A 22,531-nucleotide genomic window follows, 5' to 3' on the forward strand; every position below is an offset into this window, starting at 1 on the left:
CTTTCAACAAGTTCCGCTTCACTAGCTACCACTAGCTTCATTTACTGATTAAAAACTAGATCAAGGTCTTCATAACCGCAGTTTCGCATTTTCAGAAAATATTCTGGCGAATGTTGGTATTATCGTCTGAATATTTAGAATTGACTGCGAAAAGATATACATAACTCCCACCTTGACTATTAAATGAACCCAGAAAACGCAGAAACTTACATAAATCATCCAACTTGGGGTTTACTCTATAAGATCTGTATGGTTGATGAAAACCAAGATTTGTTCACGACACTTTATGCCCAGCGATTGTTTTTTTTGGTGGCAAATGACATTAAAGGTGTGAAGTTCCAGCCCATAGGACGTACCGAAGCGAGAATGATGTTGGAAAATCGCTTGCGTACTCTGCGCCGCACTGGGCAATCTCAAGAGTACGATCAACTTCAGAGTGTTTTCCAACGCACCTTCCAATGAGCAGTTCGATTTCCGAACGTATTGTTACCATTCGCTCCTCTCTGCCAACTTCAGTCCGCTTGATTGCTGTTAGCAAGCAAGTTTCTGCTGAGGCGATTCGCTCTGCCTATGCCGCAGGAATTCGTGATTTTGGGGAGAGTCGTATCCAAGAAGCCGCCATTAAACAAGCCGAGTTACAAGACTTACCGGATATTACTTGGCACTTTATTGGACATTTGCAAAGCAATAAAGCCAAAAAAGCCATTGAACAATTTCATTGGATTCACTCCGTCGATAATTTGAACCTGGCTGCGCGCTTAGAACAATTGGCGCAACAGCTAGGAGTGAGTCCCCAGGTTTGTCTACAAGTGAAAATTATCCCCGATCGCAATAAGTCGGGTTGGAGTGTGTCAGAACTTTTGGCTGATTTACCCATCCTCAATCAATACAAAACTTTACAAATTCAAGGTTTGATGACAATTCCGCCTTTAGGACTAAATCAGCCGGAAATTCTGAGTGTATTTAATCAAAGTCGTGAGTTGGCAAAAGAAATCGAGCAGCAAAACTGGTCGCACATTAAAATGCACGAACTGTCTATGGGTATGTCAGGCGACTACGAACTAGCAGTGGAAGCTGGCGCAACGATGGTGCGATTAGGAACAATCTTGTTTGGCGATCGCTCCTAACTTATTCGTCATCAGCCTTGTGGTTCAGTATTAATAGAACTAAGGATTTGATGACAAGAATTTTGTTAGAGACTGGTGCAATTGGAAACAAAGGATATAGTATTGACAAGAGCAATCGCCAAGTAAAAATCGGGTAAAAAGAACTTTCCTTCGGACAAACCTTAGGATATAATCTTGACTCATTATTGTGTTTAGGCGATGCACAGACCTTGCCAAAAGTGTCAGTTCATCGCTAAAACCCGTAGTAGAGGCTACAAATAGCAATATACTTGCTGAAGTATCCACCTATGTAGCGTGGTTTACCGCCGAAGGCACCGCTCTTAACTCAATCAATCCTCAGCCAAGTCAACATAGGCTATTCGCACCAGGAGAGTACACACACAATGAACAACATCTTTTCCAAACTCAGAGACTTTGTGGGTCTAAATGAGCAAGTGGAATACGAATATTACGAAGAAGAACCAGAAACAGATAATAATTACCAAAATCTGTATCAACAAGAAAATCCCCAACCAGTACCACAAGAAACCCCAGCAACTCAAAATCGACGTTGGCGGGAACCAGTGCCTACAATGGGAGATGATATAGCAGCAGGGTCCAAGCCAATGGGGAATGTTATTGGTATGCCAGGAGCAATTAACGGAATTTCGGAAGTTTTAGTTCTCGAACCACGCACCTTTGAAGAAATGCCTCAGGCAATTCAAGCACTGCGCGAACGGAAGTCAGTGGTATTAAACCTGACAATCATGGACCCAGATCAAGCTCAGAGAGCAGTAGATTTTGTCGCAGGTGGTACTTACGCCCTAGATGGACATCAAGAGCGTATCGGTGAGAGCATCTTTTTGTTTACGCCCAGCTGTGTCCAAGTTAGTACCCAAGGTGGGGTTCTTCATGAAGTACCACAACCGCCAGCACGTCCTTCTCGTCCCGCCGGTTCTTCATCTTCAAATCAAAATTGGGGTAACGAACCTAATCGGATGGCACAATAAAGTTAAATTAGTCTTTTTGTCCTTTGTCTTTTGTCCTTTGTTTAGTTAACAATAAACAATGACCAATACTTCGACTACGCTTAGTACAAGTGACAAATGACAAATGACAAATGACTAATGACCAATGACTATTAAATTTGGCTTAATTGGTGGTGGGGTAATGGGAGAATCGCTGTTATCCCGCCTTATCACGCTGGAAATTTATCAATCATCAGAAGTAATAGTTAGCGAACCGCTATCCTCACGCCAGGATTTTTTAAAGCAACAGTACAACGTTGCCGTGACGACAGATAGTAGCGAGGTTTTCACCCAAGCAAAAGAAGTTGTCTTTTTGGCAGTGAAACCGCAAGTCTTTAGCACGATCGCTCAAGAATTAGCAGATATTCATATTCTGAATATAGAACATCCACCGTTGATTATTTCCATCTTAGCGGGTGTACCTTTAAGTCAATTAGAAGCTGCATTTGTGCAATTGCCAGTAATTAGAGCAATGCCCAACACCCCAGCAACGGTGGGAGCAGGGATTACGGCGATTTCTTCAGGTGCATATACAAACCCTAAGCATCACCAAATAGCACATAAAGTTTTTTCTGCTGTTGGGGAAGTGGTAGAAGTTTCAGAAGTGCTGATGGATGCAGTTACAGGGCTATCTGGTAGCGGACCAGCTTATGTAGCGCTCATGGTAGAAGCACTTGCTGATGGCGGAGTAGCCGCAGGTTTACCTAGAGTTATTGCCAATCAACTAGCCTTGCAAACTGTACTGGGAACAGCGAAGCTGTTACAGGAAACCAAAATGCACCCAGCAGAACTTAAAGATCGGGTTACCAGTCCCGGTGGTACAACAATCGCTGGGATTGCCAAACTAGAACAGGCAGGATTTCGTTCAGCTTTAATTGAAGCAGTCAAAGCTGCCACCGAGCGATCGCAAGAACTGGGAAAATGAGAGACTGGGGACTGGCGACTAGGGACTAGGGACTGGGGGATGAGGGAAAAATAACCAATACCCAATCCCCAATCTCTAATCCCCGATCCCCAATTCCTAACGAAGTTGACAAAAGACTCGTTAATATAGTAAACAATCTGGTTGCAAATGTGATTGAGTGAATTATCCCGCGCCATCTCCAGAACTTGACCTGAGGTCGATATTTCCCTTTGAACTGGATCAATTCCAGAAAGATGCGATCGCGTCCCTCAACGCGGGACGTTCGGTAGTCGTATGTGCGCCCACTGGTTCGGGCAAAACTTTAGTCGGAGAATACGCCATTTATCGCGCCCTGACGCGAGGAAAACGTGTGTTTTACACGACTCCTCTCAAGGCGCTGTCGAATCAAAAATTACGTGACTTTCGAGAAAAATTTGGGTTTGATTTGGTGGGACTGTTAACTGGAGATGCTTCCATTAACAGAGATGCACCGATTTTGGTGATGACCACAGAAATTTTCCGAAATATGCTCTATGGCACACCCATTGGGCAAGTCGGCATCTCATTAGTAGACGTGGAAGCGGTGATACTTGATGAGTGTCATTACATGAACGATCGCCAGCGCGGTACAGTTTGGGAAGAATCAATCATCTACTGTCCCCGTGAAGTCCAACTGGCAGCCCTCTCAGCAACTGTTGCCAATAGCGATCAACTCACCGACTGGTTAAATCGGGTTCATGGGCCAACAGACCTAATTTACTCCGATTTTCGCCCCGTACCTTTGGAATTTCACTTTTGCAATCCCAAAGGATTATTTCCCCTGCTGAATGACAGCAAAACTAAAATTAATCCGCGTCTGGCAAATCGGGGCAAAAAAAGACAAGGCGATCGCGGCAAAGCTGGTAGACCAGAAGCTCCTGGTATTATTTATACCTTAAGCCACTTGCAGCAACGGGACATGTTACCAGCGATTTACTTTATCTTCAGCCGTCGGGGATGCGATAAAGCAGTAGCAGAAGTGGGTGATTTATGGCTGGTAAATAATGAAGAGTCCCAAATTTTACGAGAACAAATTGATGATTTTTTAAGCCGTAATCCCGACGCCGGCCGTTCTGGACAAATTGCCCCCTTATACCGGGGAATTGCCGCCCACCACGCCGGGATTTTGCCTGCGTGGAAAGCATTGGTAGAAGAACTATTTCAGCAGGGGCTAATTAAAGTAGTATTCGCTACTGAGACACTGGCAGCGGGAATTAATATGCCCGCCCGCACAACAGTAATTTCCACCCTTTCTAAGCGTACTGACACTGGACATCGGCTGTTAAATGCTTCCGAATTCCTGCAAATGGCAGGAAGGGCAGGCCGCCGAGGAATGGATAAACAAGGTCATGTGGTGACAGTCCAAACTCCTTTTGAAGGATCTAAAGAAGCCGCGTATTTGGCAACATCCAAGCCAGATCCCCTTGTCAGCCAGTTTACGCCGAGTTATGGCATGGTACTTAACCTGCTGCAAACCCACACCATAGAGCAAGCTAGGGAACTGATAGAACGCAGTTTTGGGCAGTATATGGCGACCTTGCACTTAAGACCAGAATACGATGAGATTGCCGAACTGGAAGCACAATTAGCCCAATTACGCGAGCAAATCGCCGCCGTCGATGAAAATGAACTAGCAATTTATGAGAAATTGCGGCAACGGCTGAAAGTGGAACGCCAGATATTGAAAACTCTCGAACAGCAAGCGCAGTCTGACCGGCAAGAGCAATTAGCAATGATGTTGGGCTTTGCAGTGTCAGGAACTCTGTTAAGTCTCAAGGGTAAAAATATCCCAGTGCCTTCACCCATAACCGCAGTGTTGGTGGGAAAAACGCCTGATTCTAATCAAGCTCCTTACTTTGTATGCTTGGGACAGGATAACCGTTGGTATGTGGTAACTACAGGGGATGTCGTTGATTTGTATGCCGAACTGCCGCGAGTTGAAGTGCCCCCTGATGTGCTACCACCAACAGAAATGCCCTTGAGACCAGGACAGTCACATCGTGGTAGTCAAGAAACATTTGCGATCGCCACCCGCATTCCCGAACCCCTAGAATCTTTGTATATCGCCCCAGAGGTAGCCGAACAACTCAGTCGCACTGCCGCCATCCAAGAACAACTAGAAACTCACCCCTTACATCAATCAGGCAATGCGGCAACGCTTTTCAAACGCCGAGCGCGTTATGTCGAACTAGAAGCCGAACTCGAACAGGTGCAAGAGCAAGTAGAGCAACAGTCACAACGTCATTGGGAAGAGTTTGTCAATTTAATCGCAATTTTGCAACACTTTGGCGCATTAGATAACCTAGTACCCACAGTATTAGGGCGAATTGCTGCTGCTATTCGCGGTGAAAATGAATTGTGGCTGGGTTTAGTATTTGCTAGTGGTGAATTAGACAATTTAGATCCGCACCATTTAGCAGCAGCAGCAGCGGCTTTGGTGATGGAAACGCCCCGACCAGATAGCAAGGTTAACTATGACCTCAGTAATGAAGTAGCAGAAGCCTTGGCAAAATTGCGCGGAATTCGCCGGCAAATGTTTCAACTACAACGGCGGTATAATGTAGCGTTACCAATATGGTTGGAATTTGAGTTAATTGCCTTAGTAGAACAATGGGCCTTAGGAATGGAGTGGATAGAACTGTGCGAAAACACCACATTGGATGAAGGCGACGTGGTGAGAATTTTACGGCGGACATTGGATTTATTATCGCAGATACCCCATGTCCCTCATTTGCCAGACTCTTTCCAACGTAATGCTCATCGGGCAATGCAACTAATTGATAGATTCCCTGTAAATGAAGTGGTTGAATGAAGAGGGTGCGGGGACGCGAGGACATATGGCTCTAAGGAAGGCGGGGAAATTAATTAATCTCCCTATCCCGACTCCTCTCCATCCCCGCGTCTTTTTCTCTGTGGTGCCTAGTTAAAAATGCTTTTTTGGTTTTGTATACTTTAAACATTAGTCACATCTATGTAAGTTATCAAGATGTTGTTAAAAGTCTATTAGGAGTGATTGCGATCCTAATATACTAAGTTTCCAGTTCCCCGCAATTGACGCAAAGAATTGATACATAATGGACAATCGCAACCAAATGTCTTAATTGCAGCATCGCTTTCTTCATCAGTAAAGTCCAACATTGCAATATTCTTATCTGATACAGATGTAACAATGGTTGAAGAACGTGTAGAAGTATACGGGCGCACTCTCTCTGAATCTCGAATACACACAAAATCTTTTCCACCATGTGGGTTAGTAATACAGGTACGGCCATCTTGTGTGTGCAGTAATCGCTGAGTAATAGTAACACTCGCATGGGCAGGATGCATTATTCCCAACGTAGACATTAGGGAAGTAAAAACGGTGGAAGTGGAAAGCAAACTAAGTATTAATTTTCTGCTCATTGGTTTGACAATAAAGTGTTTCTGAACGCTAAGGCTATCCGATTAATAGTTAGAGGTCAAGTGACCTTTTATCTATATAACCAAAAATTTATCAGATTTTTAACTTCCAAGTAAGTCAAAGCTAATTAATTTGGTATTTTATTATTCCCAGCTTTCACACTTTTTTATCTATAAAATGCGTAATTTGATACTTAAAATGGGTATTACAAATAAGTGTTTTAGATGAAATTAGGTTTGTAATGATGATTTTAAACTTTAAAAAGATCGGTGCTGTGTGCGCTGTATTTTTATTAGTCAGCGTTAGCAGCTTGCACAAGTCAGCTGTAGCCACTATAAACAATCAGTCCCAACTGATAGCACAAGGAAACAGTAGAATCCAGTCACATCCAATTTTTAAATCTATTTTGCCCAAATTAAAACAAAAAACTCAAATTAAGATTTTATTACCAAAGTTTATTCCTGAGTCGGATGGAGAAAACCCAATTTATGCGATTATAGAAGCTGTCAGCCAAAAGAGGTACGATATTTTACTCGGTTTCAGTCCCGATTGTAGTGGTGGGACTGCTTGTCGTTTGGGTGAGCTTTATGCTGAAGCAGTAACTCGCAAAACACCCCGCCTTACTGGTAAACCTGTATCCCTAGCAAAGGGTATTACTGGCTATTTTGTGGATTTTAGTTGTGGTGCTAATTGTTCAGATGCTACCTTGACTTGGCGACAACAGGGTGTGCAATATACTTTTGGGTTAAAAGCTGGCGATCGCACTTCTTTAGTAAAAATGGCTAATTCTGCAATTAATCCTTAAATACGCGATATTATGTCGCTAACGCACCCTACACCTAAAAAATTAACCCTCTCCTTGTCAGTAAGGAGAGGGCTGAATTTAATTACGAATTACGAATTACTTAATATCCGCCTTCTTCTTCGTATTCTGGCTGTCTTTCCTTGACTTTCTTGGGAATATTCACGGGCTTTGGCGCATCTTCCCAAGCATCGCCTTCTACGTCGTCATAATCATCGTAATCGTCAACGTAGGGTTTGCCATAGGGCTGGGATTCTGACTTTAGCGGTTGCCGTTGTTTATATCTGTCGCTACCACTTGCTTCGCTCCAGTTATCTTCTTCGTCGTCTTCTTCATATTGAATAGACTCATACTGGCGCGCCTTCATTACCTGACGCTGTGGCCTTTCCTCTTCTACATAGTCTTCAGTCCATTCTTCTTCCCGCGCTACAGGTTCGGGGGCGCGAACTTTTTGCCTGGGTGGTTGCAATGGCACTCCACTAGGCAGTTGATTCGGTGGTGCAATTGTACGTGGTGGAGTGTAGCCGTATTCTTCTTCTGCATCTCGCTCCCAAGGCGCTTTACCGATACCCAAACGCTCTAGTAAACCGACTGTCAACTGTTCCACCCGTTCTTCGGCTCCCTCAAACACAATCAACCGATTGGGGCCAGTACTGACAATTTCATCCACTGAGAACTCGTAAGTACTCAAAAATTGATCGGGAATTTGGGGCAATCCTAAAGAAGCGATGACTATAGATTCAAGTTTACCTGTTTCGCCGTTGAACTTGAAGCCCCGGACTTTGCCTAATACTTCACCAGTTTCTGTAATTACTTCCCAGTTGATTAGATTACTAAGAGATTCAACTTCAATATCTTCTATTACATCTTCGTTATCAACTAGGATGACATCACCAATTTGGTTGATAGTGTTGAGGTACATATAGCGCGGTATGCCCGAAATGGAGATCAGGCTGTCTCGCAAACCAAGAGCCACAACCTCTCGTTGATCGATATCAACCCAGACTTGACTGACGATGCCTAGCCGCTTGCCGTTGTCGCGGGTAATCACCTGGGTATTTAATATGTCGGAACGCCTAATTATCTGTTCGGAGGTCATTCTATACCGAGTCCTGATCTCGAATCCGGTTTATCTATACACTATTATTAACAAAAACTCAAGCAGATGTATTGGATGATTGTAATTTAATCCCCAAAACTTGAGTGTAAGCTCCTCGTGCTTGAGTAACGCCGATTGTGCGTTCGGCTGATTCTATCATCGGACGACGCAAACTAACAACTATAAATTGGGCTTGTTGTGACTGTTGCTTGATCATTCTAGCTAATCGTTCTACGTTTGCTCCATCTAAAAACATATCCACTTCGTCAAAGGCGTAAAATGGGGATGGACGGTAGCGTTGAAGTGCGAAGATAAAGCTCAAGGCTGTAAGTGATTTTTCTCCCCCGGACATGGACGCTAGGCGCTGTACTGGTTTACCTTTGGGATGCGCGACTAAATTGAGTCCGCTGCTAAAAGGATCTTCGGGATTTTCTAGTTGTAGGTAGCCGTCGCCGTCAGATAGAACGGCAAAAATCGATTGAAAGTTTTCATTGACAGCATCGAAAGCTTCTTTAAAGGCGAGTTGCCGCAATGTGGTAAAGTTTTCAATCCGCAAAAGTAATTCGGTGCGTTCACCTTCTAGTGTCTCTAATTTTTGCGTGAGTTCTTGGAGGCGGTTTTGGGTGCGTTCGTATTCTTCTAACGCCAGCATATTCACAGGTTCCATCGCCTGTAAGCGTTTGGTAAGCGATCGCAATTCTTTTTGCAATTCTTCTAAATCTACCTTATCTGGAACTTCTGGCAAGGGATTTGGTAATTCTGCTCCCAGATCCCGCAATTGGTTTTGCAGTGCAATTAGTTCCTCCCGCCGCTTCTCTTGGGTTTCTTGGAGTTTTTGAATTTCCCATTCCAATTGTTGTTGGCGTAAAAGATGCGATCGCACTTCCAGTTCTGTCGCGTCGCGTTTTTGTTTTTCTTCTCCCAAATTTTGCTCCATTTCACTCAACGATAAACGGGTTTGGGTGATTTGGTCGTCTATTGTTGTGATTTGGCTTAAGACGCGATGAATCGCATCTCTACAAGAGATTTGTTGGGTTTCGTATTCGGTGATTCGGGTTTCGGCTTCTTGGGTTTTTTCTTGCAAACGTTGTTGTTGATTTTCTAAATTTTTTAATCTTTGTTCAGCTTCCCGTAACGCTGTTTCGCGTTGTTGCAATTGTTGCTCTTGAATTTTAATGGTTGCCTGAATTTGTTGCCATTCACTGGGGGTTTGGGATGCTTCTAACTCTGCTAATGCGTGTCGCAATTGTTGCAATTCGTTTTCTTGCCCAGGTAATTCCCGCTCTAAAATTTCTAATCGGGATTGAGCAGTGGTTAACTTTTGGCTGTTTTGGGCGAGTTGCGATCGCGTCCCCTCTAATTGCGCTGTTAAACTCTTAATATCTTTCTGCAACTGTTCCAATTGCAACTGCTGTTCCCGCCGCGCCTGTCGCGCTTCAGTGAGTTCCTGAGTGAGCTTTTTGGTTTTGGTTGACAAAGTTGCGATCGCTTCAGTACAACGCTCTAAAACCCGCTCAATGTCTACCAGGCGACTTCTTAAGGCGATTGCTTCATCAGATTCTCCCGCTTCCGCATTGCCAAAGCGCAAGGCTGAACGCTGGGTATTGCTACCACCAGTCATTGCACCACTGGTTTCCAGAAGTTCCCCGTCTAAGGTAACGATGCGATACAATCCTAAATTCTTCCGCGCTGACTCCAGGTTGGCGAATACTACCGTGTTCCCGAAAACATAGCTAAATACATCTTTGTAACGGCGATCGCAATCAACTAAGTTCACAGCATAGTTAACGAAGCCGCTAGCAAAACGCAGCGTTGCATCTTGAGTAAATTTAGGCGCGTGAATTTTATTCAGCGGTAAAAAAGTTGCTCTCCCGGCACGTTTCTGTTTGAGCAGTTCAATACCGGCTGCGGCGATGCTGTCATCTTCTACCACAATATGTCCCAAGCGTCCCCCAGCCGCCATTTCCAAGGCTAGTTGATGGCGGGGTTCCACCTTTGCCAATTGCACAACTAAGCCACAAAGTCCAGGCATTCCTGATTGTAAAATGACTTTACTCGCTTGAGTTCCTTGGACTTCTTGCTGGGCTTGGGCTTGGGCTTCGATTTTATCTAACTGGCGTTGTTTTTCTCGTTGTTCAGAAAGTAACCGTTTTTGGGTTTCCTGTTGGATTTGCAGTTCTTGTTCTGTGGCTGAGAGATTTTGAGCTAAATTTTGGATGGGTTCGCTAGAGGCGTTAAATTCCGTTTCAACTCCATAACACTCAGTTTGTTTTTCTGCTAATAGCGGTTCGTCGCGTTCAATTAACTGGGTTTGCTCTTGGATAAGTTGCTGTAACTGATTATTGCGTTCCCTGAGTTGTGCTTGTTCGGTGCGTTGGGGTTCTAGGGTATGGAGTAAAGCTTCAATTTGACGGTTGAATGCTGTTTGTTGCTGCACCCAGGCTTCTGAAGCCGAGGCGATTTCTGCGGCGGCTTCGCGGGAGGTTTCTAAGGCTTGGTGGGCTTCATTTCTTTGCTGCTGGGAAGAGGCGATGAATCGCGTCTCTACAATTTGGGTTTCGGCAATTTCTTTTAGGGAATGGCGGTGTTTTTGAATTTCTTGCTGAGTCTGAGTTAGACGTTTGGCAGTTTCTTGGGAAGCTGTTTGTAATTCTGTGAGCTGACGCTGGAGTTGCTTGCGTTCTGCTTCTTGGGTGGCAAGGGTAGATTGTACTGCCAACAGTTCTTCTTCTCCCAAGGCTTTTACATGGGCGTTGAGTTGTTCGAGTTCCGCAGTTTTTTGGATGATTTGGGAATTTAGGTTTGTTAGTTGGGTTGTGAGTTCAGTAAAATTGCGATCGCCTGTTTGAATTTCGTGAACTAACTTTTCTTGTTGCGCTTGTAGCGATCGCCATGATAAAACAGCTTCCCAGGATTGCTTCGCTATAAATTCTGTGCGGAGTTTTTGATATTTCTCAGCTTTTGCCCGATCTTGGGAAAGGCGATCGCGTTGTGCAGTTAATTCCGTTTCAATAATCCGACAGCTATCTTCTTTTTCCTTCACCTCATCTAAAGTTGATTTGGCTTGGACAATTTTGCGATCGAACGCCGCCACCCCAGCCAACTCATCAATAATTTCCCGTCGTTCCCGCGCATTCATCGAGATAATACTAGTCACATCCCCTTGCAACACCACATTGTAGCCTTCAGGATAAACCCGGAGATTACTTAGTTGCTCATGCAACTCCGTCAGCGTGCAAACTTCACCATTGATATAGTAATTCGATGTGTAAGTCCCTTGATGAGTCACCCGCAGCCTTCTAGTAACACTCCATTCAGTGCTGAGTGCTGTTGCGTTTAGCTCGTGCTGAGTGCTGAGTGGTTCTTCCTCATCTTCCTCCCTCTGGGTCTGGGCGCCTCTGCGTGACACTTCATCCGACAAATCAAACGTCACCGTGACGCTAGCTTCAATAGAAGCGCGTCCTTTAGCTGTTTGAGTATTATTCACCAAATCCGGCAGGCGATCGGCTCGCATTCCCTTAGAACTGGAGAGTCCTAGACAAAACAGCAGTGCATCTAAAATATTAGATTTACCCGAACCATTTGGCCCAGATATGACAGTACACCCCGGCAGCAAAGGGACTGAGGTAGTACCGCCGAAGGATTTGAAGTTGGTAAGTTCCACGCGCTTGATATGAACCATAGGCGCTGGTTAACTGGGCTAATGAAGAACAAGTGTATCAACTAATTCAGGAATCGCAAGAGGGTAAGGGGGAGAATTTAGGATTATCGTAGATGGGTAGCGGCTTGTCCTTAGATATGTATATCCGTTTCTTCAGTTATATTCAACATTTTGGCGATGCTTGTGCAGCAAAAGCGATTGAAACTATCCTTCATTTAAACAAATCAAAAACAGGACTTACGCAAATGTAAGTCCTGTTTAGTTTTCATGCCGATGTTAACTTAAGTTGAGCCATTGTCCTGAGCTTATGGCTTTTTCAAAGTTTCAATTTTTGCTTCAACCTTCACTGTTTTCACACCTTGAACTTCCTTAGCTAAACTTTCAGCTTTTTTCAGTTCTTGAACAGAAGTAGCTGTACCTTTGAGGATAATTTCACCCTCTTTATTTTCCACTTGTAATTTATTGCCTGGTAAACCATTATTCAATTTTTGACTAACTTCAGTTTTTAAATCACTTTTAGCTTTTGTTGCTGCGATTTTTGGGGAATCGGTTTTAACTTTAGTGTCTGTACTAGGTGCTAAAGAAGTGATTGGTGGTTCCGGAAGTTTAGTTTTATCGTCAGTTGCATTTGTCTGGGAAGCTGGAGTTGCTGGCGCTTGTGAGGCTTCATTAGTAGTGCTAGGAGTTTCCGAACCAGTTTTAGGAGCTTCTTGGCAGCCAACAGCACCAACTAGCAGAATGCTACTAACTAAAAGTAGAATTAGCTTTTTCATTATCTATCTCCGAATTGAGTACTTGAAGCGATTAATTGATTTGTGTGTGATGTTGAGGAGCAAATGTTAAAAATTTATATGTCAAGTAACAAAAGTGCTAAATCAAGCACTCAGGTTACTAAAAATTCAAACTTGAACCATTTCTTGAAACTAATAGCACTTACGCGGCATATTATTTTTAGTTCGTAGTAAGGACTTTAGTCCTGAAAATCAGGGCTGTTCGCAAAGCGTTCCCACAGGGTAGCCCTGACTACAAACTAAAAATTTTAATTTTCTGTGACACTTGGGTAAATCCTAACTAAGATTTTGCAGTCAGTTTTGGGAAATGCTAATTCAGTTTTCCTGACGGGTGCTAACCAGGATGACTCTGCATTAAGTTTGTAGCTCCCTGTAAATTTAACGTAGATGCTGATTAGCTCTTTCAATGGTAGATCGTGCCATCCCACAGTGGTGATTCGATGTTATCAGATTTGAGGAACTTTGGCGATGTCTACATCAGCTTACCCACGCAATTCAAAATTTCACCGTTTTTGTAATACTGTGCCAACAAAGTTACCAACAAAATGTTAATTTGGAAAATTATGGCTTGCTGATAATGCCCAAAATACCAGGAAAAATTAGCCAATGCCCTACCTTACTTCCGCCCCCGAAATTCGTGCCATTGTTGCTGAATATACCGCTGCTAAAACACTCTGGATAGATACAGAAGTGGCTGACTATAAAAGTCGTAGTCCCAAACTGTCGCTGATTCAGGTATTAGATAATCCCGAAGATATGAGTGGCGATCGCGTTTACCTTTTAGATGTCCTAGATCGAGACGATATTATAGCTGAGTTTATTCAAAAAATCATGGTAAGTTCTACCATTGAAAAAGTCTTTCATAATGCCAGCTACGATCTCAAACTTCTCGGTAATAAGAAAGCCAAAAATATTACTTGTACTTTGGAAATGGCCAAGAAGATTCCCTATTATCTTTTGCCATTACCTAATTACCAACTCAAGACTTTAGCTACTACACTTTGTAGCTTTAACAACATCGATAAACAAGAACAACAAAGCGATTGGGGAAAACGTCCCCTAACTGAAGAACAAATAGAGTATGCTTATCTAGATTGTATTTATCTTGCTCAAATACACTCAAATTTGTTAGGCTTACAAGCCCAAAGCAGCCCCGATCCGGCAACGGAAGATTTAATATCACTGAGTGCTAGATCTTCGCAACTGGAACAGCAATGGAAGTTATTAAATTCAGAATTTGACCATTTGCAAGAACGCATCAAAAAAGCTATGCAAGTCCAAAATATATCTGAAACGAGTTATTACAAGCTGGGCAGTTATGAACGAACTACAGTCAAAGCTACATTTACAGAATTGGCAAGACTAGTACAAAGTCAAGGTATTAACTTAGATTTTCCCATCACACTAACTCAGAAAATCCAAAAAGATTTAGGGTCAAATCTGGAACAATTGTCTGTAGATATTGACAAAACTACTGCTTGGCGACTAACTCCGAAAACTCAAGATACTGAAACGGATGAGGATTAAATTGTCTAGATAGCTACAAATAAATACTTGATGGATTTATTGTTAAGAATAAAATTTATAAACCTGTATCAAAAGTTAGAATAAATATTTAGTTAAAGAATTAAAATTTGGATTTTGGGATTAATTTGTTTCAGGTCTTATGAAAGTTTATTTTAACTTATGATACCGCGTTTATTTGGGCAAAAGCGAACAAAGGTAAATAAAGTATTTACCATAGCTATTTTTACTACATTGACAGCAATCACCAGTGTTTCTTGCAGTAAGAATGACAATGTGTTGGTGACAGAAATCGGAGTTAGTCCACCTACTCGTGGTTCGGCTATCAGATCCAAAGCTGAAGCCTTCTATGTTCAGGGAAAGAATCAGCATGTCAACGGCGATTTGCAAGCTGCGATCGCTTCCTTTGGTAAGGCAATTAATGAAAATTCTCGATATGGCGCAGCTTACAACGGTCGAGGATTAGCCTACTTTGACTTGGGGGATAAGGAAAAAGCGATCGCAGATTACAATCAAGCGTTGCGTATCAATCCCAACGATGCTGAAGCCTACAATAATCGGGGAAATGCCCGCGCCTCAATAGGAGGTAACAGAGAAGCCGTTAAAGATTACACTGAAGCAATTCGCCTCAATCCCAATTATGCCGAAGCCTACAATAATCGCGGAAATGCCCGCGCCACTAATGGAGACAAAAAAGGCGCACTAGACGATCTAGATCAGGCCATTCTCTTGAATCCAAAATATGCGATCGCCTACAATAACCGAGGAAATGCCCGTGCTGCCAATGGAGATCCACAAGGAGCGATCGCAGATTACAATGAAGCCATTCGCCTCAATCCTAACTTTGCCCCTGCCTACAATAACCGAGGAAATGCCCGCGCCATCAATGGAGACAAACAAGGCGCATTAAAGGACTTGGAACAAGCAGCAAGTATATTTCAAACCCAAGGTAACAATGACTTATATCAACAAGTGACGAAAAACATCAAAGAACTTGGACAGTAGGGAAAAGCTACAGCCAACATGAAAAGGGCGGTTAGAAACCGCGTCTACACAGGCAAAACCCACCTATGTGGGTTAAAAAAACCTCATTTTTCATTAGTCCGCGCAGGTGGTCACTGAGGCTGTCGTACCACTTCGTGGAAGCAAGCTACGCGCAGCGTCTCGTAGAGAAGTGCGGACTTTGTTTGTGTAGCCGCGAATTCCATTCGCTAAGGCTTAAATTTACTTGTTTATGCGTTGACAAAATCACATCCCAGAACCAATGTGAATGCGATCCTCAACTTCTGCAAATTTTTCCTGTGCTTCCTGTTCGCTACTCAATAACGAAACCACAATTGCCACAACAAATGCCAGTGGGATACTGATTAATCCAGGATTTTTTAGGGGAAACGGTGCGCTTGCGTGCTTGAGAATTGTTACCTGAATAGTAGGTGACAAATAAATCAGCACTAGAGAGGAGACAGTACCTACTAACATACTCGCAACCGCACCGTTGGTAGTGAAGCGTCGCCACAGCATTGATAAAAGCAAGGCTGGGAAGTTTGCACTAGCAGCGATCGCAAATGCTAAACCTACCATATAAGCGACGTTTTGTCCTTTAAACAAAATGCCCAGGAATATCGCCACTAACCCCAAAAGCATTGTTGCACCACGAGCTACCTTCAGCTGTTCTGACTCGTCAGCATGGCCAGACCGCACCACATTCACCCATAAATCGTGGGACAATGCAGCTGCACCTGAGAGGGTCAACCCAGCCACAACCGCCAAAATCGTTGCAAAAGAAACAGCGGCAATAAAACCTAAGAAAGCATCACCACCGAGAAATTCTGCCAACATCGGCGCAGCCATGTTACCACCAGTACCAATTTGCTTGATGGCATCTTGACCTACCAGTACCATTGCTCCAAAGCCCAAAATGAAGGTAAGGAGATAAAAAACCCCAATAATAGCTGTGGCATAAGTAACTGAGAGCCGCGCTGCTTTGGCGTCTGGTACTGTGTAGAAACGCATCAAGATGTGGGGTAATCCAGCGGTGCCGAACATCAACGACATCCCTAAAGAAATAGCATCCAAGGGATCGGAAACTAGTTTGCCTGGAGCTAATACACCTGTATACTTTTCGGATGCAGCAGCAAAAAGAGCGATCGGATTAAAGCCAAATCGTGCTAGCACCAAGATAGCTAGTAAGACTGTTCCACCAAGCAACAGAACTGCTTTAATAATTTGTACCCAGGTGGTGGCAATCATCCCACCAAAAATCACATAAGCCATCATCACGCAACCGACGATCGCCACAGCTAATTCATAATCAAAGCCAAACAAGAGTTTGATTAGCTCGCCAGCGCCTACCATCTGGGCAATTAAGTAAAAGCTAATCACTACCAGCGTTCCAATTGCAGAGGCAATACGTACAGGTTTTTGCTGCAAGCGATAGGCCACTACATCAGCAAAAGTGTATTTACCTAAGTTACGTAGTGGTTCGGCAATCAAAAACATGACAATCGGCCAGCCCACTAGGAAGCCAATAGAATAAATTAAACCGTCAAAGCCATTGAGTGCCACCAGCCCAGCGATACCTAAAAAGCTAGCAGCACTCATGAAGTCTCCCGCTAAGGCCAGCCCATTTTGGAAACCGCTAATCTTACCGCCAGCTGTATAGAACTGTGCTGTATTTTTGGTGAGCTTTGCCGCCCAATAAGTAATGCCTAAAGAGCTGGCAACAAACAGAAAGAAGAAGGCGATCGCTAACGGGTTAAAATGACCAAGACTGGTAATATCCGCCGCTATTGGCAGATTGAACCACACACTATTCATGCTTTTTTGGTTTAGTATTTTAGATTTTGGACTAGAAATTGCTAATAGCTAATTTACTTGCGTGTCAGCTTTGCTATTTGGTCGTCGTAACTGCTATTTGCCCAGCGCACGTAGATAAAAATTAATACCCATGCTAAGACAATTACTAGTGCCCCTAGTAAAATTCCCAAGCTGAGGCCAGGAAATACTAATGACCCCAACAGAGGCTTATTGAAAGCGATTAACAGAATAAAGCCAAAGTAAATAAACATCATAGCTCCACTCAGTATCAGGGATACTCGCCAACGTTCAGCCGCGAGAGCCTGGAGAGCCTTTGTGCGATCGTTCATGTCTTCCTTTAAGTTGAGAAGATTAGGTCAGATTGTCCCATTGAAGTTGATTTCTGCGGAATTTTCTTAAAGATTATTAGTAAATCTATTGCCATATCAGGTATTAACAATTCAAAATTCAAAGGGGGATTTTAACCCAGACTCAAACTCATGAGAGTCGGACTCTAATCAATATTGAATTCTCAATCCTGAGTTTTCAATTCTTATTCGTAAAATTTTTATATACAAAAAAATAATTTAAATCAGTATTTATGGGCAGGTTTTTAATATTTAAAGTGTTATGAAACGTTTTTTGATCCGCTATATTATTAATTAAAAAAAATTACTTTGTTAAGTTTTATTTATAGAATATACCAAAAAATACCGGAGCTAATTACGTAAGCAAAAGAGTAACATTTATATCATTCGCGCCCACCTACACAGACTGAGGATAAGCTGTTAACCACTGAACTTGTATATTTAGCTGGTGAGGGTTAATGGTTGATTGATGACCGATAACCGTTAACCATCAATGATTATCAAGAGTGTTTATCTAATTTATACCGATATCAGCTTATTAGTTTCTTGAAAATATTTGGGAAAGAATACGAAAATCATCAACCTAAGTTTGTAGATCGGTATATATCTACAAAAGTGAGATGCACTTCTTAACTTAGTCCTCCAAAAGCCCAAATTTCAGCTTCTACCATACCACGAACCAGAATATATGTTTATTGAAACATTAATCACAGAGCCGATTTATTTTTTCAGAATCATTATAATTGTCATATTTTCTATCACTTTACATGAATTGGCTCACGGTTGGGCTGCTATGAGTCAGGGAGATAACACTCCCCAAAAAACTGGTCATCTCACGCTTAATCCTGTAGTTCATATGGGCAAGGAATCGATCATTTTTCTCTGTCTTATGGGTATAGCTTGGGGACAAATGCCCGTCAACCCCTCTAAATTTCGCTCTCGCAAACTAGGCAATATTTTAGTATCATCTGCTGGACCATTATTAAATCTGGCTTTAGGTATTTTATTTATTGCAGTGCTTAAAATTCTCGTTAATTTCAGTCTTTCAGGACTATTTAGTGTTGAATTTCTATACTTAGCAGCTCGAATAAATTTGACTTTATTTCTGTTTAATCTCTTGCCAATTCCACCACTTGATGGTTTTCATGTTTTTAGTGAAATTTTCCCGAAGCTAAAGCCATTACAAAATACCCAGTTTGGCATTTTTGCGATGATGCTACTATTTATAATTCCAGAATTTGGGACTGGAATTGGTGGAATTGCTGATTTAGTTATACAGTCGGTGCTTGGGACAGAATCAGCAGATTTTTGAGAAAATCTAATTTAGTTCGTTAGAACCCCGACTTCTGAAAAAAGTCGGGGTTGTTGTTTATGAAGAATGATTTAGGGTAGCCACCTTTTTGCTGTAATATTCAGTTTTTGTATAGATGCTGATAATACTATCACCAACTGCAAAAAAAGTACCTTGCTGCTCATTTTTAGAAAATTGTAAATTTGGGTATTTAGTAGCAGCTTCCTCAGCAGTCATGGCTTTTGCTTGCATTTGTTCTGGCAATATTCCAGTACAACCAATGTAAAATACTAAGGGAGAAATCTTATCTTGGTAAATTTTAGCTGCATATTCCTCTAGCTTGTTATTAGCAGTTGTGAATGCTGCAACCATTTCTTCTTTACTGATTTGCTTACCAGTTTGTTTATCCTGCAATAACTGCACCAAACTATCAGCGCCAACTTTTGTCAGAATATTTATGACTATACCATTTTTCTCAAGCCCAAGAAAATCATCAAAAATTGCTTTCATCAGCTCGTCAACTTTTGTAATCTTGGTGCGTGATGACAACAGCCTGTGCCTGAAAGCGAGATTCTCATTGAATGACATTTCAAAACTAGGCTTCATGATAATTTCTCCAGTAGTTTTATCATAAAGACGATACATTCTATTCAGAAAACTGTTCGCAGAATGTAACTTTCTCAGGTTAAGAATATCTTGATTGCCGATGTCGATTTTATAGCTCAATCTTGAGTCAAGAGTACCATTGAATAAAGCTTTATCGATGTCTGTATATTCATTAGTTGTAGGAAAGTTGATGTAAATATTCTTCGATAGATAGTGCTTTTGAAACTCATCTAACTGTGCGTCAATAAATATATCTGATTCCTTTTTCAAGTGAGCAGAAATAATACTGGTGAGTATTTTAATTTCTGCGAGTTGATTGAATAGTCCATCAATGCTGCTGTAACGACTATCAGCAGCTACAAGTGGTAAGTTATCTAACTGGATGTTATGTTCAGCAGAAAAGTCAAAATCTTTTGCATCCAGCACACCCTTTTGTTTGAGTAAGTCAAAAGCTTTTTTGCTACTAATTTTGACTTGTAAAGACTTAACGTTTATTTTCCCATCGCTTACAATCGTGTAATTATTAAAGCTATTGAGGTCATTTACTAGCAAACCTGCTACCTCAAGTGTGGGTGTTTGGTCTTCAAACTTGGTAAGTTTGACTTTACGCTTGATAAGCATATTGATAGTAGCGGTATTGCGATTAAAGTGAAACTCACCCATTCCAACATACTCAGCATTGTCTATATATTCTGTTTGTAACCAAGGCTGGAGTAGTTCACCGTTTTCGTTTCTAACACCTTTAATACGCTTGATACCTGTTCTTTGATAATGTTCTTGTAGGTCATTGATATTGACGATAATATTGTGGCGATACTGCCCAAAAATTTCGATTAGTTCTACTAGAGAAATTTTGTTTTCCATCAAATTGACACCTTTCATCTAAAGGTCAAGAATATTTTTAACCCACGGTTTCTCAAGTCTATTAATCTCTCAAAATAAGCTGTTGAATCAGGGAAAATTGAAGTGTAAACACACGAAATTTTGCTGAATAAAAGTATCAAAATTTCACTCTGCGAACTGAGTGAAAGACTGAGTTTTCACACTTTGATGCAAGAGTTTGGAAATATTCATACCTTTATTATAGTACATTTATACTATATGTCGAGTTGGATATATCTAGTCCATCGTAGACATAGCCCTAGAATGAGGTGTTATGGCAATACTGCTCGGTTAAGCATTTTTAACTCGGAATTGGGTTTGGGGAAAAGGTTAAAGGGTAAAGGTTAAAGGTTTTTTCTTTCCCCTTTCCCTTTCCCTTTCCCCTTTTCCCCTTTTCCCCTTAACCGACAAGTATTGGGTGTTATGGCAGGTTAGGTTAAGGTTTTTTGATGAAAATTCTAGAACAAAAACGCGATGAATCGCCGTCTCTACAATAATCAATCCTTCGTAGAGATGGCGATTTATGGCGTGGGTGTTTCCCGCATTAGGCTCCGGGTTTGAAATAATCGAAGAGGCGATCGCCTGAATCTGCCCGAATCAATGCTACAACTACATCTGGTAAGACAGCTAAACTGGGGTAAACTAAATAACGTGGTTCCCAACGCGGACGGAACTTCTCTTTGTAGGCGTGTAGCCCCTTAAAGTTGTAGAAGCGGTTCAAATGCTCGTACAGATAATGCAATATTTTTTCTAAGCGGCGCGATTCTGGGTTATCTCCAACTCCAGCTAGAGCTGAAAGACCAAAATTAAAGCTGTCGTAACCATGCTCTTTAAAGTGCTGAAGCATGGAAATAAATAAAAAGTCCATTGTGCCATTTTCCAGAGACGAGCGATGTCGCATCATGTCAATAGTCGCTTCGTTAAGCTGGTACTCCCGGATAATGTTCGCAAAAGCGCTGATTTGACCTTCAGGATTATGCACCACAGCAATCTCGCAGTCTCTTAGATAAGCTTCATCAAACCAACCCAAAGAAAAGTGTTTTTCTGAACCTTGTGCCATTTTTAACCATTCATCACTCACAGGTTTGAGAAGATGCAATAAATCATTGGGGATAGGTGGTTGATAAAACTCGATTTGGTATCCTTGTTTAGTTAAACGACTGATTGATGGTCTAAAATTTTTACCAGCTTTACCTTGTAACGTAAAACTTTTTAGATCGACGATCGCTTCTTCTCCAATCTTGAGTACCTTAAATCCTAATGACTTATAGAGTTCAACATCATCAGGCATAGTTTGGTAAAAGCCAGGATACCAGTCGTTGCGTTGACAAAACTGCCAGAAAGCGACAATTGTTTCTTTGCGGTCTTCAATGGGACCAATGGGATCTCCTAAGGCGATCGCACCGCGTCCCTTGGGAACATAAGCAATTAAACTTTTACCAGAAGGACTAAAATAATAACTTTTATCATTTAAGAGGGTTAATGCTGCTAAAGAAGAACATCCATATTGCTCGACAATTTCTTTAGCTTTTTGGCGTTCATTTGAGGTTGTTAAATTCCGCCAAAACACAGGTTGCAACAGCATGAATATTGCATATGTAATAGTCACCGCTGCAATAATATAAATAGAGTTAGCAAAAAATTCTCCAAATTGGCTCTTTGGTTGCAGTCCCCAATTATCCTCAGTGAAGAACATTGCTAAAGTCTGAAGTGCAGCTTCCCGCCAATTAAAATTCTCGGAAAACTTGCCATCTAACAAATAAAATCCAATAGTTCCATATGCCAGAGTGAATAGTAAAGCGCCTATTAGCACTCGGACTCCCCGTGCAATGGAAGGACGGTCTGATTGCGCGGTGAAAAAATGGCGCATCAGGATTAATTGGACTAGTAAAACTCCAGAGAGTATACTTTCTTCATAGTCCAATCCCTTTAGTAAGTGGCTGAAAATAGAAATTATTAGTAAACCAACGGTAAGTAACCAAGCTATTCTTTTTCGGCGTAATAAGTTAGTCGCAATTGCCAGTAAAACAAACCCAGTCAACGCTGCAAAAATATGACCGCTAGCACGAATGTCAAATGGTAAAAATTCCTTTAACCAATGATTCCGCCCATACAAGTTAGGTGTCACGGCTGACAACAAATTTACTACTCCGACTAAACCTGTAAGAAACGCTGCACTCCAAAGTCCAATCTGAGTTTTTAAGTTATTAGTCATTTGTCATTGGTCATTAGTT

Annotated in this window: 17 protein-coding genes; 9 read left to right on the forward strand and 8 right to left on the reverse strand. The window is 42.0% G+C overall.

Annotated features, from left to right (window positions below; translation table 11 throughout):
- Positions 1–183 precede the first annotated feature (183 nt).
- The 5 genes from pipX to ACFG4S_RS05525 all read left to right on the forward strand — a co-directional run bounded on the left by pipX (position 184) and on the right by ACFG4S_RS05525 (position 5,889).
- Positions 184–462, forward strand: a complete 279-nt coding sequence (gene pipX, locus ACFG4S_RS05505; RefSeq protein ID WP_096536564.1) for a transcriptional coactivator PipX — start codon at positions 184–186, stop codon at positions 460–462.
- Positions 459–1,127: a YggS family pyridoxal phosphate-dependent enzyme gene (locus ACFG4S_RS05510; protein WP_392533836.1), complete on the forward strand. Its 669-nt coding sequence runs from the start codon at positions 459–461 to the stop codon at positions 1,125–1,127. Before pipX ends, ACFG4S_RS05510 begins: the two co-directional genes overlap by 4 nt.
- Before the next feature lie 383 nt (positions 1,128–1,510).
- Positions 1,511–2,116, forward strand: a complete 606-nt coding sequence (locus ACFG4S_RS05515; protein ID WP_392533837.1) for a cell division protein SepF — start codon at positions 1,511–1,513, stop codon at positions 2,114–2,116.
- A gap of 124 nt (positions 2,117–2,240) precedes the next feature.
- Entirely contained in the window at positions 2,241–3,059 is an 819-nt protein-coding gene (gene proC / locus ACFG4S_RS05520) for a pyrroline-5-carboxylate reductase (protein WP_392533838.1), read from the forward strand.
- A 157-nt stretch (positions 3,060–3,216) separates the two neighbouring features.
- On the forward strand, positions 3,217–5,889 hold the full coding sequence (locus tag ACFG4S_RS05525; protein ID WP_392533839.1) for a DEAD/DEAH box helicase: 2,673 nt from the start codon (positions 3,217–3,219) through the stop codon (positions 5,887–5,889).
- Positions 5,890–6,098: 209 nt separating this feature from the next.
- Here the strand turns inward: ACFG4S_RS05525 and ACFG4S_RS05530 are convergent, their stop codons facing one another.
- The gene (locus ACFG4S_RS05530) at positions 6,099–6,479 is read right to left on the reverse strand and encodes a hypothetical protein (RefSeq protein WP_392533840.1); all 381 of its coding nucleotides are present in this window, start codon (positions 6,477–6,479) and stop codon (positions 6,099–6,101) included.
- A 242-nt stretch (positions 6,480–6,721) separates the two neighbouring features.
- Here ACFG4S_RS05530 and ACFG4S_RS05535 point away from each other — a divergent pair, with 242 nt between their 5' ends.
- Positions 6,722–7,282: a hypothetical protein gene (locus tag ACFG4S_RS05535; protein WP_392535916.1), complete on the forward strand. Its 561-nt coding sequence runs from the start codon at positions 6,722–6,724 to the stop codon at positions 7,280–7,282.
- A 100-nt stretch (positions 7,283–7,382) separates the two neighbouring features.
- Here ACFG4S_RS05535 and ACFG4S_RS05540 read toward each other — a convergent pair whose 3' ends face one another.
- From ACFG4S_RS05540 to ACFG4S_RS05550, 3 genes are all read right to left on the reverse strand, one after another.
- A complete protein-coding gene (locus tag ACFG4S_RS05540; protein WP_392533841.1) occupies positions 7,383–8,378 on the reverse strand; it encodes a PRC-barrel domain-containing protein in 996 nt (331 codons plus the stop codon).
- 58 nt (positions 8,379–8,436) lie between these two features.
- Positions 8,437–12,060, reverse strand: coding sequence for a chromosome segregation protein SMC (gene smc / locus ACFG4S_RS05545; RefSeq protein WP_392533842.1), 3,624 nt, complete (start codon positions 12,058–12,060; stop codon positions 8,437–8,439).
- Positions 12,061–12,344: 284 nt separating this feature from the next.
- Positions 12,345–12,812 carry a BON domain-containing protein gene (locus tag ACFG4S_RS05550; protein ID WP_392533843.1) on the reverse strand — a complete coding sequence of 156 codons (468 nt, stop codon included), beginning with the start codon at positions 12,810–12,812 and terminating at the stop codon, positions 12,345–12,347.
- A gap of 624 nt (positions 12,813–13,436) precedes the next feature.
- Here ACFG4S_RS05550 and ACFG4S_RS05555 point away from each other — a divergent pair.
- Together ACFG4S_RS05555 and ACFG4S_RS05560 are read left to right on the forward strand one after the other, a co-directional pair.
- Entirely contained in the window at positions 13,437–14,357 is a 921-nt protein-coding gene (locus ACFG4S_RS05555) for a ribonuclease D (protein WP_392533844.1), read from the forward strand.
- Between the two features lie 159 nt (positions 14,358–14,516).
- A complete protein-coding gene (locus ACFG4S_RS05560) occupies positions 14,517–15,359 on the forward strand; it encodes a tetratricopeptide repeat protein (protein ID WP_392533845.1) in 843 nt (280 codons plus the stop codon).
- A 243-nt stretch (positions 15,360–15,602) separates the two neighbouring features.
- Here ACFG4S_RS05560 and ACFG4S_RS05565 read toward each other — a convergent pair whose 3' ends face one another.
- Both ACFG4S_RS05565 and ACFG4S_RS05570 read right to left on the reverse strand, forming a co-directional pair.
- Positions 15,603–17,171, reverse strand: a complete 1,569-nt coding sequence (locus ACFG4S_RS05565; protein WP_392533846.1) for a sodium/solute symporter — start codon at positions 17,169–17,171, stop codon at positions 15,603–15,605.
- 53 nt (positions 17,172–17,224) lie between these two features.
- On the reverse strand, positions 17,225–17,500 hold the full coding sequence (locus ACFG4S_RS05570; RefSeq protein WP_392533847.1) for a DUF485 domain-containing protein: 276 nt from the start codon (positions 17,498–17,500) through the stop codon (positions 17,225–17,227).
- Between the two features lie 706 nt (positions 17,501–18,206).
- Here ACFG4S_RS05570 and ACFG4S_RS05575 point away from each other — a divergent pair.
- Positions 18,207–18,830 carry a site-2 protease family protein gene (locus ACFG4S_RS05575; RefSeq protein WP_392533848.1) on the forward strand — a complete coding sequence of 208 codons (624 nt, stop codon included), beginning with the start codon at positions 18,207–18,209 and terminating at the stop codon, positions 18,828–18,830.
- A gap of 57 nt (positions 18,831–18,887) precedes the next feature.
- Here ACFG4S_RS05575 and ACFG4S_RS05580 read toward each other — a convergent pair whose 3' ends face one another.
- Entirely contained in the window at positions 18,888–20,279 is a 1,392-nt protein-coding gene (locus tag ACFG4S_RS05580) for a hypothetical protein (RefSeq protein ID WP_392533849.1), read from the reverse strand.
- 562 nt (positions 20,280–20,841) lie between these two features.
- The gene (locus ACFG4S_RS05585) at positions 20,842–22,512 is read right to left on the reverse strand and encodes a phosphatidylglycerol lysyltransferase domain-containing protein (protein WP_392533850.1); all 1,671 of its coding nucleotides are present in this window, start codon (positions 22,510–22,512) and stop codon (positions 20,842–20,844) included.
- Positions 22,513–22,531: the final 19 nt, after the last annotated feature.

It is taken from the genome of Nostoc sp. C117 (assembly GCF_043099735.1).
Lineage (GTDB): Bacteria > Cyanobacteriota > Cyanobacteriia > Cyanobacteriales > Nostocaceae > Nostoc.